The sequence below is a fragment of the Psychrobacter sp. Arc29 genome (genome assembly GCF_041431175.1).
Lineage (GTDB): Bacteria > Pseudomonadota > Gammaproteobacteria > Pseudomonadales > Moraxellaceae > Psychrobacter.
The window spans coordinates 13908-28843 of the sequence record NZ_JASMRR010000009.1 but is presented as its reverse complement, the minus strand read 5'-3'; the positions used below and the strand labels follow the sequence as shown (position 1 = coordinate 28843).

Annotated in this window: 13 protein-coding genes; 8 read left to right on the top strand and 5 right to left on the bottom strand. The window is 44.4% G+C overall.

Going from position 1 to position 14936, the window contains the following annotated elements:
* Positions 1-10 precede the first annotated feature (10 nt).
* The 3 genes from minC to QO189_RS11890 all read right to left on the bottom strand — a co-directional run bounded on the left by minC (position 11) and on the right by QO189_RS11890 (position 3331).
* Entirely contained in the window at positions 11-838 is an 828-nt protein-coding gene (gene minC / locus QO189_RS11900) for a septum site-determining protein MinC (protein ID WP_371532873.1), read from the bottom strand.
* A gap of 75 nt (positions 839-913) precedes the next feature.
* On the bottom strand, positions 914-2005 hold the full coding sequence (locus QO189_RS11895; protein WP_371532872.1) for a hypothetical protein: 1092 nt from the start codon (positions 2003-2005) through the stop codon (positions 914-916).
* 351 nt (positions 2006-2356) lie between these two features.
* Positions 2357-3331: an acyltransferase gene (locus QO189_RS11890; RefSeq protein WP_371532871.1), complete on the bottom strand. Its 975-nt coding sequence runs from the start codon at positions 3329-3331 to the stop codon at positions 2357-2359.
* 450 nt (positions 3332-3781) lie between these two features.
* Here QO189_RS11890 and QO189_RS11885 point away from each other — a divergent pair, with 450 nt between their 5' ends.
* From QO189_RS11885 to QO189_RS11855, 7 genes are all read left to right on the top strand, one after another.
* Positions 3782-4438 carry an OmpA family protein gene (locus QO189_RS11885; RefSeq protein ID WP_201597918.1) on the top strand — a complete coding sequence of 219 codons (657 nt, stop codon included), beginning with the start codon at positions 3782-3784 and terminating at the stop codon, positions 4436-4438.
* Positions 4439-4865: 427 nt separating this feature from the next.
* A complete protein-coding gene (locus tag QO189_RS11880; protein ID WP_371532870.1) occupies positions 4866-6323 on the top strand; it encodes an imelysin family protein in 1458 nt (485 codons plus the stop codon).
* A 250-nt stretch (positions 6324-6573) separates the two neighbouring features.
* On the top strand, positions 6574-8223 hold the full coding sequence (locus QO189_RS11875; RefSeq protein ID WP_371532869.1) for a di-heme oxidoredictase family protein: 1650 nt from the start codon (positions 6574-6576) through the stop codon (positions 8221-8223).
* An 83-nt stretch (positions 8224-8306) separates the two neighbouring features.
* Entirely contained in the window at positions 8307-9458 is a 1152-nt protein-coding gene (locus QO189_RS11870) for an imelysin family protein (RefSeq protein WP_371532868.1), read from the top strand.
* Positions 9459-9461: 3 nt separating this feature from the next.
* The gene (locus tag QO189_RS11865) at positions 9462-11015 is read left to right on the top strand and encodes a DUF1513 domain-containing protein (RefSeq protein ID WP_371532867.1); all 1554 of its coding nucleotides are present in this window, start codon (positions 9462-9464) and stop codon (positions 11013-11015) included.
* 172 nt (positions 11016-11187) lie between these two features.
* Entirely contained in the window at positions 11188-11712 is a 525-nt protein-coding gene (locus QO189_RS11860) for a M48 family metallopeptidase (RefSeq protein ID WP_371532866.1), read from the top strand.
* A gap of 106 nt (positions 11713-11818) precedes the next feature.
* A complete protein-coding gene (locus QO189_RS11855; protein ID WP_371532865.1) occupies positions 11819-12421 on the top strand; it encodes a methyltransferase domain-containing protein in 603 nt (200 codons plus the stop codon).
* Here QO189_RS11855 and QO189_RS11850 read toward each other — a convergent pair.
* Together QO189_RS11850 and QO189_RS11845 are read right to left on the bottom strand one after the other, a co-directional pair.
* The gene (locus tag QO189_RS11850) at positions 12399-13085 is read right to left on the bottom strand and encodes a hypothetical protein (RefSeq protein ID WP_371532864.1); all 687 of its coding nucleotides are present in this window, start codon (positions 13083-13085) and stop codon (positions 12399-12401) included. The two genes, QO189_RS11855 and QO189_RS11850, sit on opposite strands and share 23 nt — an antisense overlap.
* Positions 13086-13108: 23 nt before the next feature.
* The gene (locus tag QO189_RS11845; RefSeq protein WP_371532863.1) at positions 13109-14017 is read right to left on the bottom strand and encodes a hydrogen peroxide-inducible genes activator; all 909 of its coding nucleotides are present in this window, start codon (positions 14015-14017) and stop codon (positions 13109-13111) included.
* Between the two features lie 266 nt (positions 14018-14283).
* Here QO189_RS11845 and ahpC point away from each other — a divergent pair, with 266 nt between their 5' ends.
* Entirely contained in the window at positions 14284-14850 is a 567-nt protein-coding gene (ahpC, locus tag QO189_RS11840) for an alkyl hydroperoxide reductase subunit C (RefSeq protein WP_058025494.1), read from the top strand.
* Positions 14851-14936 lie beyond the last annotated feature (86 nt).

Below are 14936 nucleotides of genomic sequence, written 5' to 3'. Positions count from 1 at the left end.
CGAGTAATAGTTAAGCTTCATCCATTACGATAAATACTAAACCTTCACCTTCCACAAACTTGACTTGCACCGGTTTGTCTATCACGTGATCTGGTAGATTGTCCCGTAAGCAATATGTCCCCGCAACGGAAACCAATGAAGGGTTGAAAACTTGGCAAAAAATGCGGGCATCTTTGTCGCCTGTTGCGCCTGCAACTAAGCGACCTTGTGCACGCCCATACACATGCAGGCTATTGTCAGTTATTGCCTCAGCACCATTGTTGACACTGTTGGTCAAAATTAAATCGCCGCCAACATGGTTCAAGCTTTGTCCTGAGCGCAGCATTTGGTCATAGATTAGGCTGGTTATATGCTGAGCACTTAATAATGTCTCATCTGGAAGACTAGAGATGGTAGTTTCAGTGGCAGGTATATTTGTCGCACTCTCGGTGCTAGTAGCGTTGGCTGATTCTGCGCCATTATCTTCTTTAGGTTTATTGGACGGCGTAGGGGCTGTTTTGCTAGGTACGATACGTTCGATACGTTTACCATCTGCTGGAAATATGGCCAAACGTTGCTCGCGCGCTTGATCATCAAGTAGGCCTGTCACCACACCGATAGGTTGCAGCCCCCATGACCATAATAGCTCTACTAAGGCCGATAAATCTTGCTCGACCGCGCTATCGATAAGGATTGGGATATTACTGGATTTGTTGCTCAATGTTTCAGCAAGCTGGGCTTCAATAGCGCCTAGTTCACTGGTATTGAACTGTAAACGTGAAAAAGTCAGCATCTTGCCATATAGGGCCAAGGCTGGTGCTGCGCTTGCAGTCTGATTATTATTGTCTGAAACTGTCATATATAAACCCTTAAAATAATTCTATCACTGTATTCACGGTGTCATTTTTATTATCGTGTCATGTTAGTAGACATACTATAGATTTAGCATGTCTTGGTGTTTCCATTGCTGTACTTTTACTTGCGCCTCAAATGCAGTCAGACTGTCATCAATGATACTCGAAATCAATGTATCAAGCGCAGTATTATCGGTATCTATTTGGGCGATACCACTGGCAATAGCGACCATCAATGAGTCGAGGCGCTCAGGGTCAAGCAGGCGCTTATTTAACGCATAAACAACATTTTCACCAATATTATGTCCGACATGCTGTAGCTGTGATTCAATCAAATGACCAGCGATGGGTATCATACGCAAATAGCGTCGTAGCTCAGAGGTGTTGGCTAAGCCTTCTTCAATGGCGTTGCCCATGTCGCTAGCCAACATGCTGCCGCCACCTGATGAGGCAGTCAGCTCCTGCAATTTTGGCGCAAGCTCGGAACGAAGGATAGATAATACGGCCGCTTCAATCTCAGCACGGTTACGTGTGATGGCTGATTCAATGAATGATTTGTGCGTTTCAGGATTGGTTAATTCCTGTCTAAAGTTTTGGATAGTCGTCAAGATCACACGATCCGATAGCTCTTCTAGTAGTAGGTCAATATAGAACTTGATACGGTTGATCCATGGCTGCGGTAGTACTTGATAGCCAAGCTGGTACAACCGACGCCCGATAACGACTGCTCTAAATAACCGTAACAACCGCAGTTGCGGAAAACAGCCCAAGACTTCATACCAATGGACAAAAGGGAAGAAAAACCAGCGGTAGTAGACTTTTTCTTTGATTGCAATCGCCCAGCGTAACAGCAGCTCACCAACCAAAAATATAGTAAAAAACCCACCAGCGGTACGTAACGGCTCATGCAAGGTAGCCTGATACCAGTTGAGCCCCTCGCTGACTGACAGCCATTGTGCAGCATTACTACTAAAATCGCTCATCAGTACTGCGTCAATACTGATCAGTAATAAATCAATACTGATGGCGATGATCATTACGATGTCGTAAGTGAGCTTTAGGCGACTGGGCTGCGGGCGATCCGGTCTTGGCGGCTCACTGGTTGCAAGATGAGGCGAAACCGGTGCGGTCGTAAGAGGCGGGCTAGGAGGAGGAGAGGCGGGCACAGTCATACCTTATAAGTGATAAATGGTACAAAAAATGAGTAAATTTCTAATGAGGATTCAAAAATAACCATCAAAAATTTATGAGTTCATGATTAGTCACATTATCAATGAATAAGGTTAAAAAACAACCCATCTGCGATTAAAATTTACGCATAATAATTTATAACCTATAAAGCGAGCATCGCAAATAAAATGCTCGCTTATTATTATCAATATCGTTTTGATTGATTACTCCATAACTCATTGCGAATACTACTCGCCTTTATGACTTATTTTGCTATGACTTATTTTGCTATGACTTATTGTGCCTGTATATAACGTATTTAATGCTTTATATTAAAGGGCATGCTTTCTTTGTCAAATGTCTTGAGCTTTAGCGCTGGTTTCAGGGCTTGTCTCAAAATCAGCCAGCATGTCGGTGATGCGCTGATCTTTTTGACGCCAGATGTGTTCAACCCAGTCAAACATCTGCGCTTTTATTTCTTCATCATTTTCATAGCCGCCTTGCTTAATCCCCTCAAACAACGCATTTGGTATATCGATATATCTTAGGTCCACACCCAGACGTTTGATATTGCCTTTCCACAGATCGCTATAGCTTGGCACACCATCAGGATAGACGATGGTCACATCCAGTATCCCATCGATATCCTCGCCTAGGGCATTAATCGCAAGGGATAAGCCGCCTGCTCGTGGTTTTAGCAAGTGCGTATAAGGAGACTTCTGTTTGGCATGTTTGGCCTTGGTAAAGCGCGTGCCTTCTAGATAGTTTAGCAAGGTGAATGGCTTGTCTTTTAAAAGGGCACAGGCACGTTTGGCCTCTTCGATATCTTTACCTTTGAGCGCAGGGTTTTTGGCGATGGCTTCTTTGGAATGCCTGCGCATCATGGGGAAATCTAAAAAGTAAAAAGCTTGCCCAACGATAGGAATATAGATCAACTCAAACTTAGTAAAGAAACGCGTCAATGGCAGGCGCTTTTCGCCAATATACTGCACGATGCTGGTATCGACCCAAGATTGATGGTTGCTGACCAGAAGGTATTTACCATCGATACGGATATCATCCGGTAAGCTAATACGCCAGTCTTTACGAGGCAGCATGTCATCGATTAGGGCGCTGTTGCTACTGATCCAATAAGTCGCGATTTTGATGACCGCTTTATCTGCGATAGGCGCACCCGTGATGACCTTGCCGACACCCATCAACCACAAAGGAATACTACCACCGAAGCTATTGGCTGCAATGACGCCTGTTGCCGTGGCTAGAGAAACAGCTTTGCCCAGTTTAGGCGTGCGTTTATGCAGATTTCGAATGGTGGATGTCAGTCGCATGCTTGATCCTCTTGGTTCAGTTTAATTAATAAGTAAGCCATATATTTCACAAGTCGATGTGTTCAAATATTGCCAAAACTGCTCATATGATTGATGGTCAATAATCCAGTGAACTAAGCGCTAATCATAGAAGCGTTGCTGGTTAATCCCTGATACAGCGGCCATTTGACGATGAGAAATTTGGCCACATAATTTTAGCAGAAACGTTTCGCAGTGTACGAGTGTAAACGTGACTAGTGATAACAAGGAACAGGTATTGAATAGTCTAGATGCTAAGAAATACCGTAAAGTTAATCTGCACTTCTCATACATAGGTGTGACAAAATATTACACAGAGTTAGATTGTAATTGCCATAATAATGACAAAAGTAAATAAGTACTTAATAAGATTAACGGACAATCTTGATAAAGCACGATTTATAATATTTTTAAACTTATAGAGGAAATATCATGCGTAATACATTATTGATTGCAGCAGTAGCATCAGGTCTAGCACTTAGCGGTTGTACGACTGATCCAAACACTGGACAGCAACGTTTGAACAAAGCGGCTCTAGGTGGTTTGGTTGGCGCAGCAGGTGGCGCAACTATCTCAAAAGCAACAGGTGGCGACAAAACTGGTCGTGATGCTGCTATCGGTGCTGCACTTGGTGCTGGCGTTGGTTACTACATGGAGCGTCAAGCTCGTCAGCTTGAGCAGCAAATGGCTGGTACAGGCGTGACTGTTAACCAAAACCCAACCACTGGTAACATTGATCTTGTTATGCCAGGTAGCATCACTTTCTCGTTTGATGATGCAACGCTTAATTCATCATTCAAGCCAACGCTAGACAAGCTTGCTTCAACCATGAACCAGTATAACCAGAACACAATCACGATTGCTGGTCACACTGATAGCCAAGGTTCAGCATCTTACAACATGGGTCTGTCACGTGACCGTGCTTACTCAGTTGCTAACTATCTAACTGCTCGCGGTGTTGCTTCTAACCGTATCAACGTAGTTGCTTATGGCGAATCACGTCCAGTTGCTACCAACAACACTGAATCTGGTCGTCAGCAAAACCGCCGTGTTGAGCTAACGGTTAATGCACCACAAAGCGTAAACTAATTTACAGTTTTATATAGTTATCTGATAGGTGCGAATGATTTTCACGCACTTATCTAGCAAAAAGAGTCAGCAATATGCTGGCTCTTTTTTTTATGCGCTAAATTTTGGTTAATCAAACTCGATAGTTAGGATAGCGCAGGTATAATGTCTGCTGTCTAAAATAGAATAGTGCTCGTTTAGCGTTTGATAACGTTTTATAAAATCATCATAAGGATTAATGATTATTAATATAAAATTAAGTATTGATAATGATTATCAATAACACTATAATTTGTTAGTGTTTTATTACTGAATAGTTACAAGCTTGATAATATGCGATAAGCATAGATATACGAAATCAAATCAGCTGATTAAGCCGTGATTTGATAATCGATATGATGGAAGCCATTTAACCAAAACGAATTTTGCTATCTCTTTGAGGATTTGTATGACGATTACCACAGAAACACGCCGTAAGATTTTACCAACTACTTTAGCTGTTGCACTTGCAGGATTGTTAATGGTATCGGGCTGTACCAAAAAAACCGAAGAAGACACTGCTGCTACTGAGACGCAGACAGAGGTTATAAGCACAGAAACAGGCGACAATACAGAGATATCAGCTGCCGAAAAAGCACATATTGATAGACTGGTTATCAGCTATGCAAACATGGCACACGCCGCCTATAAAGACTCGCTAGATACTGCTAAGGCATTACAAGCAGCGGTAGATACCTATGTCGCAACGCCAACTCAAGCCAACCTTGATGCGGCAAAATCTGCCTATAAAGCTGCGCGCCAGCCGTACTCACAGACGGAAATCTTTCGTTTTGATGAAGGGTTTGTGACGGCAAATGATAAGCGCGCTATCAATAGCATCGATAGCTGGGAGGGTCAGATCAATGCTTGGCCACTGGATGAAGCGCTGATTGATTATGTCAGTGATGACTATCAAGGTGAGTACAATAGTCAAGAAAACATTATCAATAGCGACAGCATTACGGTCGGTAGTACCAAGCAAGATACCAGCACAATTACACCTGAGCTGCTTGCAGAAATGAACGAGATCGGTGGTAGCGAAGCCAATGTAACGACTGGCTACCATGCGATTGAGTTTATGCTATGGGGTCAAGATACCAATGGCGTAAAAGAAGGCGCGGGTAATCGCCCAGTCACCGACTATATGACAGAAGATGGACAATGTACCAGCGGGGATACGGTCAATGAAGATGCCAGTATTTGTGAGCGCCGTGGTGAGTTTTTAAAAGCCGCGACTCAACTACTGGTGGATGATTTGACGGCGATGGAAGCCCAGTGGCAGCCTGATAACGAAAATACTTTACGCAGTGACTTGATGGCGCGTAAATATGATAATGGCCTGCGTCAAATTATGTACCAAATGGGCAGTTTAGCATTGGGTGAGTTGGCTTCTGAGCGTATGCAGGTCGCTTTTGTCACAGGGTCTACCGAAGATGAGCACGAATGCTTTAGTGACTTGACGCATCTGAGCTATGCCAACAATGCCCGCGGTATCCAAAATGTCTTTAATGGTAGCTACCAGACCGTCGCTGGTAAAACAGTCGGTGGCTATGGTATTAAAGACTATCTCGTTGACAGCGGTCATGTAGAGGAAGCTGATAAATTGGCTGCTGACTTTAGTAAAGTCGAAGGTGCATTCAACGTCATGGTTGAAAAGGGCGAGAAAGAAGGCATCAAAATTGACCAAATGATTGCAATGGTTGGTCAAGCAAGTCAAGAAGGTGTCTCTGCTGAAGAACAAAATATCCGTCGCGGCTGGGTAGAAGCAGGTATTAATAGCTTGCAAGAACTGACCGCTGGTATCGAAAACGCTGCAAAAGCCGTTGGTATTGATAATCTTGATGCAGACGCAGGGTCACAGTTTTAAGCGCATTTTTGATGATTAAAGGCTTTTTATTATATTCATCATGCTGAGCCAACTGTTATCAAGTAACAAGGCTCACTTTTATAAAAATATAGATTGGATCTCATATATACGTTGTCGATTACGGTCGGCAACGTATTTTTGCAAGTATCAAAATAGGCCGATAGGTCGGTGTTCCGAACCATAAAAGTCGATGACTAGATATGTAGTCGACTTTTATGGTTCTACTCTAAAACCAAGGCATTTAATTTTTATGAAAGCCATTTATACCAAATCTTCTGCTTTTCTTTTCTCCTCTAGCATAATACAAAATTTGCCATCCAAACTTGCACTTATGATGATGGGTACGGTAGCACTGAGCGCATGTCAACCGGCTGATAGCGTGTCGAATGAGACCTCGGATAATGAGAGCAGCGCAAGCACCAGTGAAAAAGCTCAACCGCTCACCTCTGAACGTGCCGAAAATATCGAAGCACTGGCTGGCGTGCCGATGCAGCAACTGATCAGCTTTGATCCGCAGGAGATCAAGCAGGGTGGCGACTCTGGTATCAGTATTACCAGTGCTGAAAGCTACTCTAAGCCTTCATCGAATCTAACAGCGTCGCGTAAGGGCTCGTTTTTCATTGGTAATGCATTCTTTAAGCAGCCTTGGGTCGTCGCTCCTGCCAGTACCGACAGTCGAGATGGGCTTGGTGCGCTATTCAACGTTGCTGCTTGTCAGTCTTGCCATATCAAAGATGGTCGTGGTCATGCCCCTATGACTGCCGATGATGACGCGGACAGTTTATTGCTTCGTCTATCGATGCCAGCAACAACGGATGAACAGCGTAAGCAGTTACAGGACTCGCTGATTGAAAAGGTCGTCCACCCCATGTATGGTGGACAATTGCAAGACCGCGGTATTCAGGGTGTCCCTGCTGAAGCCAGAATTGCGGTGCAGTGGACAGATAAGCCAGTCATCTTTGCTGATGGGCATGTTGAGACGCTACGTGCGCCAATCTTTAACCTGACCAACCCTGGTTATGGCGCTTTTGACGAAGCGATGATGGTATCACCGCGAGTGGCGCTCCCGATGATTGGGCTTGGGCTACTAGAGCAAATACCTGATAATGATATTAAGAAACAAGCAAACAATAAGGGTAATAGCGACATTAGTGGTAAGTTCAATTGGGTAATGGATCCACAGACTGGCAAACGTGCGCTTGGACGGTTTGGCTGGAAAGCTGGTCAAACCAAACTGATTACCCAAAATCAAAGTGCCTTTAACGAAGACATGGGTTTGACGTCAAACATTCGTCCTCATGAATCCTGTATGCCGACCCAGACCGCCTGCTTAAATGCGACAACAGGCGCTGATGAGCAAGGCAATGGCAAACCGCCTGTGGAAGTGAATGATGATGTTGCCAAGTTTGTGGAGTTTTATACCCGTAACTTAGCGGTGCCGCATCGCCGCAATGCCGATGATAAGCTTGTGCTAGCGGGCAAAAAACGATTTTATGACATGGGTTGTCAAAGCTGCCATACACCAAGATATCAGTTGCCAAAAACTGACGATGACCATCTTGAGCAGCATGGACAAGTGATTTATCCTTATACCGATTTATTGCTGCACGACATGGGTGATGCTCTCGCTGATCGTACCATCGCGGGTAAGCTACCACCCAAAGACGCTCAAGTTGAGTTTTTAGCCAATTCTTATGAATGGCGCACGCCCGCACTTTGGGGCGTGGGACTTGCACAAACGGTTGATCCACAAGCGACGTTTTTGCATGACGGACGCGCTCGTACGCTAATGGAAGCGGTCCTTTGGCACGGCGGAGAAGCCGAAAAGCAACAGCAACAAGTATTGAAATTAGACAAGCAAGGTCGCGCTGAGCTAAATGCGTTCTTAAAGTCGCTATAATAAGGTCACTGTAATACAGTCACTATTATAAAGTCAGCATAAAAACGCTATAAATTACTACCTATAACATTACCGAGAAATCTATGAAAATAAATCACGCTTTGGCGATGGCGCTATCTGCATTGAGTGCCGGGCTGCTGATCAGCTGTGTTAAACCTGCCGACGACAATAAATCTGCAGAAGTGGATAGTCAAGAAGTTGCACAGAATAATTCGACTACTGACAGCTCAGCAGAAAGCAGTAAGGAAGGCACTACGCAGATCGTTGCGGTAGATATTAGCCCTGAGACTCAAAAAACGTATTTGACGCATGTGGCAGATGATATCGTGATTCCTGCGTATGCTGATGCAGCAAAGCAAAGTGATCTATTAAATGAATTGGCACAGAAACATTGTCAGCAAGCACCAGTCAGCGGCGCTGAGCTACAAGCATTACGCGCGCAGTGGTTAGTATTGGCACAAGCATGGTCAGGTGCTGAGATGATTAATTTTGGTCCTGCGACTGCCAGTATGAGCAATTTGTACATCAACTATTATCCTGATGAGCGCGGACTCGTACATAGTGGCGTGGCTGATTTGATTGCTGCCAATCCAAAGCTAACGCCAGAGCAGCTCGCGGGCGAGAGCGCTATCGTACAAGGTGTACCAGGATTGGAAGAGGCCTTGTTTGCTAATGAGAGCTTGAATGCTGGACAATGTGCTTACGTGATTAGTGCGAGTAGTGCCTTGAGCACACGCCTAAAAGACATCGAGAAAAACTGGCAGCAAAACGCTACTGAGTTATTGGCGATAGATCAAACAGCAGAGAGCGATAGAGGCTTAAATCAGTGGATCAACTCTCTACTGTCACTGGTTGAGACCATGAAGTCTAACGCCATTGACCAGCCACTCGGTCTGACGGGTAAAGCAAAAGGTCATTTACCAGCGGCGACTGCTGGTCAAAGCCGCGCTATTATCAATGCAAAATTAGACGCCATCAATAAAGCCATGACGGATCCCGTATTGACGGCGATACTTAATAGTAATGATGAGAGCACAGTCGCTAATAATCTATCGACGGCACTGGCTGACACGACCACTTTATTGGCACAAATGCCAGAAGACTTATCAACCGCAAATAAAGACGATCAGCAGGCGCTATATGACCATCTCACTACCGTCACTCGCTTGATTAAACGCGAACTAATTCCAGCACTCGGTATCCGAGTGGGCTTTAATAGCACCGATGGCGATTAAGTAATGTTTATTACTAAAAGCAATACGATGTCAGAAGATGAGCGTCATGACAGTTCATATAAGCCAAAAGCCAGTTCAGTAAGCCGTGAGCTCCTGACGACGTCAATGCTCACGGCAGTCGGCACCGCGGCTCTGGTCGGTATTCACCATCGTTATCGTAAGCAGCAGCATCCAGATGCCAGCCTGCAAGATTATGTGACGGGTATGCGCGCGCAGTTACAAGCATTGCAGCCGGCCACTGGGTCAACGCCAAACCTCAAACGTTTTCGCTATGCTTGTCAGCAAGCAGCGGTGACATGGCAGCAGGCTTATCATCAAGCGATAGATGATAATGAGAGTGACGTGCTTGATCTTACTGCTATGCATACAACGACGATGCTCGCACGGCCTGTTCGCTGGGTCAGCGGTGTTGCATCTATGCCAAAAAATACCGCTTCATTGAATCAAGATGAGCATGATTTTGGCGTGGTAGGTATTGATGCCGATAGACAAATCGTTTGGCAAACGACTATGCCTGAGCGTGTCCACGACATTGTTGTTCAGCCTGTACCTGTTACTGTACCGGATACTCAATCTCAGCATACCAATGTCGAACAAAGACGCGACGTCGTCGTAATGGGTCGTCGTCCAAGCGAAAGGTTCTGGGTTCTGAGTACCTCAAATGGGCAAGTGCAATATGCGATCAAAGCGGACGTAAACCGTCACTTTTATGGTCATGCTTGTTATAGCTTAGATGGAAAGTTGCTCTACGTAACTGAAAATGACACAGTGAGTCTGGCAGGTAAAATTGGTATCTATGATGTCAACGACGCTTATAAAAAAGTAGCAGAGTTTGACTCCTATGGTATCGGGCCGCATGAACTGATTATGCATCCTGATAGCGAAACGCTAGTCATTGCAAATGGGGGCATCAAAACCGAGCAGGCCTCACGTGAAGAGTTAAATTTAGATACTATGCGACCATCGCTGGTCTACCTGAATCGTTATGATGGCACACTGCTTGAGCAAGTGACTCCCGAGCATAATCAGATGAGCATACGCCATTTAGCGATGCACAATGATGGCACTGTCATGATCGGTATTCAGTTCCAAGGCGAAAAGCACATCAATGTACCGTTGGTACTGACTCACCAGCGCGGTGATGCTAATTTTACACCATTAACTATGCCAAACAATCAATGGCAACGCTTTCACCAATATATCGCGAGCGTAGCAGTCGATAGCGACCGCAATTTACTTTGTGTGACGACACCGATTGGTGGCTGTGCGGCAATTTATAACTTACATACTCGAGAGTTGATTGATGATATGAGCTTGCCAGATTGTGCAGGGGCATCCGTCTTATCTAGTGCTGGTAGCTCAACTCACAAAATCGACGATCCTATCGGGTCATCAGGATTTATTGTAAGTGACGGGCAAGGGCAGTTAACAGCGTTAAGAGTAAGTGTTTCATCAGAAGTCAAATTAGACGCAAACGATATTGAACAACATGCTCGTATTATAAAGGATAGTAAATTGCATATGATGTCCTTTGATAACCATTTGCAAGCTTTGTAGTGCGTGGTCATCGGTACAGTTACGGCCATTGAGGAGATGAAGCATTAGCCTAGAGATCCGTTTAGATACTATTAGACAGCAGCTTGCACAGGCAAGAATTGAGCTGCATATCAGCAAAAAGCGTGTCAAAAATATCAATTTTCGTTTAAAGCCTCATACGTTGATGGTCTCTGTGCCAATCCATATCAGCGCATCGCAAACACTTCATGCTGTTGCCAAGCGAGTACCTTGGGCGATTGCGAATCACCCGCAAGTACTAGAGCAACACCAGCGTAAACAAAGCGCGTCACCACATCCTGCAACTGCTAAGAACCCTGTTTATCTATGGGGTAAAATACAGCCACTTACATTAAGTCATGATGAAAAAATAGCCTACTATCGACAGCAGCTTTCCGATGTCATGCCGTCGCTATTTGAGAAATGGCAGCCAATCGTTGGCACTTACGCCAATGAGATACGATTAAAGAAAATGCACACACGCTGGGGTAGTTGCAACACGCGCGCGAAGCGAATTTGGTTGTCCGTTTATCTCCCCGCTTATCCTATCGAGTGCACAGAATATGTCATCGTCCATGAACTGTGCCATTTGCATCACGCCAACCATAGCCAAGCGTTTTGGCAAACGGTAGCAACCGCGATGCCAGATTATCAAAAATGGCATAATATATTAGCGGGCAAATCAGGATATCTAGATTAAATATACTATCTAAATAACGTAGATAATTTCGACAATCCTGATATGATAAGAAATAACGATACAAATTGTGTCGTTTAAATAATAGTTTTATATACAGGGATGTCATATGGAAAACGTCAACCAAGCTGAGTTTTGGCAGCAGCGCTACGAAAAAAACAGCACTGGCTGGGATATGGGACAAGTATCGCCCCCGCTCAAAGCTTACATTGACCAGCTACCCGAAAGTGCCAAGGATGAGGCGATACTCGTACCAGGTGCTGGTAATGCTTACGAGGTAGGCTATCTATATGAGCAAGGATTTACCAATGTCACGTTGGTCGATTTTGCACCTGCACCGATTGAGGCGTTTGCAGCGCGCTATCCTGATTTCCCATCTGAGCAGTTAATTTGTGCGGATTTTTTTAGTTTATCAGATGAGCAATATCAATTTGATTGGATACTTGAGCAGACGTTTTTTTGTGCGATTAATCCAGCGCGCCGTGATGAATACGTGCAGCAGATGGCAAGGTTATTAAAGCCACAAGGCAAACTGGTGGGTTTGTTATTTGATACTGACTTTGGGCGAGAGGAACCACCATTTGGTGGCAATAAAGAAGAGTACCAGCAGCGTTTTCAAAGCCATTTTGATATCGATATTATGGAGACGAGCTATAATTCACATCCAGCACGGCAGGGCAGTGAGTTATTTATAAAGCTGCGAGCGAAATAAGCTCACGGTTGATATTATCCCGAGCTTGCGCTTCTAATTGATTATAGTAATAATCAGTCAGATAAAGTTTGGGATGCGCTAATAATCCTTGTAATACCGCAGTGCGCCCATCACGGTAATCAATATCTGAAACATGCGCATACTCTTGACGTATGGCATTTGCATACTGTTCATAGGTAGACCAAGGCGCACCCAAAATACTCAAATCCATATCTAGCAGATATGCCGCATCACTGTATTTAACACTACTGTATTTAACACTATCTGTCGACTCATCTATTTGATGATTGGCCGTCATCATGATGAATACGTAGATATGTTCGTACTGCTCTGGGCTTAGATAAGAACTCAATGCGTCTACTGCATATTCAGCGCTTTTTTGCTCATTATCTGCGCGTGTTGGGTCGTATATTACATCATGATAATACAGTGCCAACGCCACAATATGCGGCTCAGCCAAATAGTGTTTAATATTGTCGAATTGTACTAATAACTGCTCAATATGACTCAGGGTATGATAAGCACGTTGTGATTCGCCATAACGCACAGAGATATCTTGCCAGAGCGCTTGTGCATTGTCTGGCATTACATCACTATTGAGAGCAGACAAGCATAAGTAAAAACGATTGCCTAGATCCATATTTATGAGTGGCAATTCATTCATAGTTAACCTTTTTCGCCTGCCACTTATTTTGTATTGGCCGCATCTTTAAACGCTTTATTAAATACTTCGCCAAGCAAGCTAACATCATCGACACGCGCATAGTTTAAGCGGGTGACAAAAGCAATATGGCGGTGTGGTCCTTCTTCAGCCAGTGGTACAGCGACGGCATTTTGGTTTTGCAGGTGCAACTGATCGAGCGCCATTTCAGGCACTAGCGTCGTGCCCATATTGGCAAGCGCCATTTGAATCAAAGTGTTTAGACTAGCATCCGAGAAGCTTGACTTCATCTGTGCACGGTCAAAATGACAGACAGATAGCGTCTGATCAGTTAGGCAGTGCCCTTCGCCTAATAGCATGAGATTGGCAGTGGCCAACTCGTCAGCATTGATGGTATCAAGCTTGGCATGTACATCGTCTTTTGGGAAGACGGCAAAGAAGTCTTCACTCCAAAACTCAAAACTGTGCAGGCCATCTACAGCATAAGGCAGCGCAATGATAGCGGTATCGATATGACCGTAGCGCACTTGTTCGAGCAACCGCTCGGTTTGCTGCTCAACGATGGTCATGCGGAACTCTGGATATTGAGCACGCAGGGCAGGCAATACTTTTGGTAGCAAGTAAGGCGCAATCGTGGGAATGATACCAACAGTCATTGGATACGCCAGCGGTGTCTGATGGCTATGGGCGCGCGTGGTCAAATCGCTCACTTCAGAGAACACTCGCTGCGCCCTTGTGAGAATTTCTTGACCGATAGGAGTAATCAGTACTTGTTTGTTATTGCGCTCAAAAATCTGCGTATCCAGCTGTTTTTCTAATTCTGCGATACCCAAGCTCAGGGCAGACTGCGAAATATTACAATCTTCGGCAGCACGTTTGAAGTGACGATGTTTGGCCACGGCTAGGGCAAACTCAAGTTGTCGTAAAGTAATCATAAAACCTCTCTTTTAATGGGTTTTTAATGTAATTTATCATGTCAGCCAACCTTTATAAGGCAGCAAATTACCAGTTATGTACCAATGATAGGATATAGAGAGAATAGTTTAACAAGTTTAATAAAACAAAACATCACATTAAAAACTTTTAACTGGATTAACCATAGAATTCGCGTATAGTTTGTCGGGTAGCCCAGAAAGCTAAAGGGCTAGTTAAAAAATCCCTATAAATAATTTTAATTTACTTAACGAGAGAGGAGCCAATCATGGCGTCTATTATTAATCAAGCAATCCCAGAATTTTCAGCAGATGCGTATGTAAACGGTGAGTTCAAAACTATCACTTCAGAAGACGTAAAAGGCAACTGGGCAATTTTCCTATTTTACCCAGCTGATTTCACGTTTGTTTGCCCAACTGAGCTAGAAGACATGGCCGCTCATTACGACGAGCTAAAAGGTTTGGGTGTTGAAGTATACTCAGTATCAACTGACACGCATTTCACGCACAAAGCATGGCATGATTCTTCAGAAGCAATCGGCAAAGTACAGTATCCAATGATCGGCGATCCTACTGGTAAAATCACTCGCGGCTTTAACGTGATGATCGAAGAAGCGGGTCTAGCAGAGCGCGGTACATTTCTAGTGGATCCTGATGGCTTGATTCAAGTCGCTGAAATCCATGCAGGCGGTATCGGCCGTAGCGCAAAAGACATGCTACGTAAAGTAAAAGCAGCTCAGTACGTTCGTGAAAACGACGGCGAAGTTTGCCCAGCAGCTTGGGAACAAGGCGGCGATACACTTAAGCCAAGTCTTGACCTAGTTGGTAAAATCTAAGTAGTTATTTCATCGCTTAGATAAAGTAGAACTGATTCATACTTTTAGTATGAATCAGTTCTACAAATAAAGACCCCATTAACTGA

Coding starts and splice junctions, on each gene's coding strand:
- minC (WP_371532873.1), bottom strand. CDS start 838: ATGACAGTTTCAGACAATAATAATCAGACTGCAAGCGCAGCACCAGCC.
- QO189_RS11895 (WP_371532872.1), bottom strand. CDS start 2,005: ATGACTGTGCCCGCCTCTCCTCCTCCTAGCCCGCCTCTTACGACCGCA.
- QO189_RS11890 (WP_371532871.1), bottom strand. CDS start 3,331: ATGCGACTGACATCCACCATTCGAAATCTGCATAAACGCACGCCTAAA.
- QO189_RS11885 (WP_201597918.1), top strand. CDS start 3,782: ATGCGTAATACATTATTGATTGCAGCAGTAGCATCAGGTCTAGCACTT.
- QO189_RS11880 (WP_371532870.1), top strand. CDS start 4,866: ATGACGATTACCACAGAAACACGCCGTAAGATTTTACCAACTACTTTA.
- QO189_RS11875 (WP_371532869.1), top strand. CDS start 6,574: ATGAAAGCCATTTATACCAAATCTTCTGCTTTTCTTTTCTCCTCTAGC.
- QO189_RS11870 (WP_371532868.1), top strand. CDS start 8,307: ATGAAAATAAATCACGCTTTGGCGATGGCGCTATCTGCATTGAGTGCC.
- QO189_RS11865 (WP_371532867.1), top strand. CDS start 9,462: ATGTTTATTACTAAAAGCAATACGATGTCAGAAGATGAGCGTCATGAC.
- QO189_RS11855 (WP_371532865.1), top strand. CDS start 11,819: ATGGAAAACGTCAACCAAGCTGAGTTTTGGCAGCAGCGCTACGAAAAA.
- QO189_RS11850 (WP_371532864.1), bottom strand. CDS start 13,085: ATGAATGAATTGCCACTCATAAATATGGATCTAGGCAATCGTTTTTAC.
- QO189_RS11845 (WP_371532863.1), bottom strand. CDS start 14,017: ATGATTACTTTACGACAACTTGAGTTTGCCCTAGCCGTGGCCAAACAT.
- ahpC (WP_058025494.1), top strand. CDS start 14,284: ATGGCGTCTATTATTAATCAAGCAATCCCAGAATTTTCAGCAGATGCG.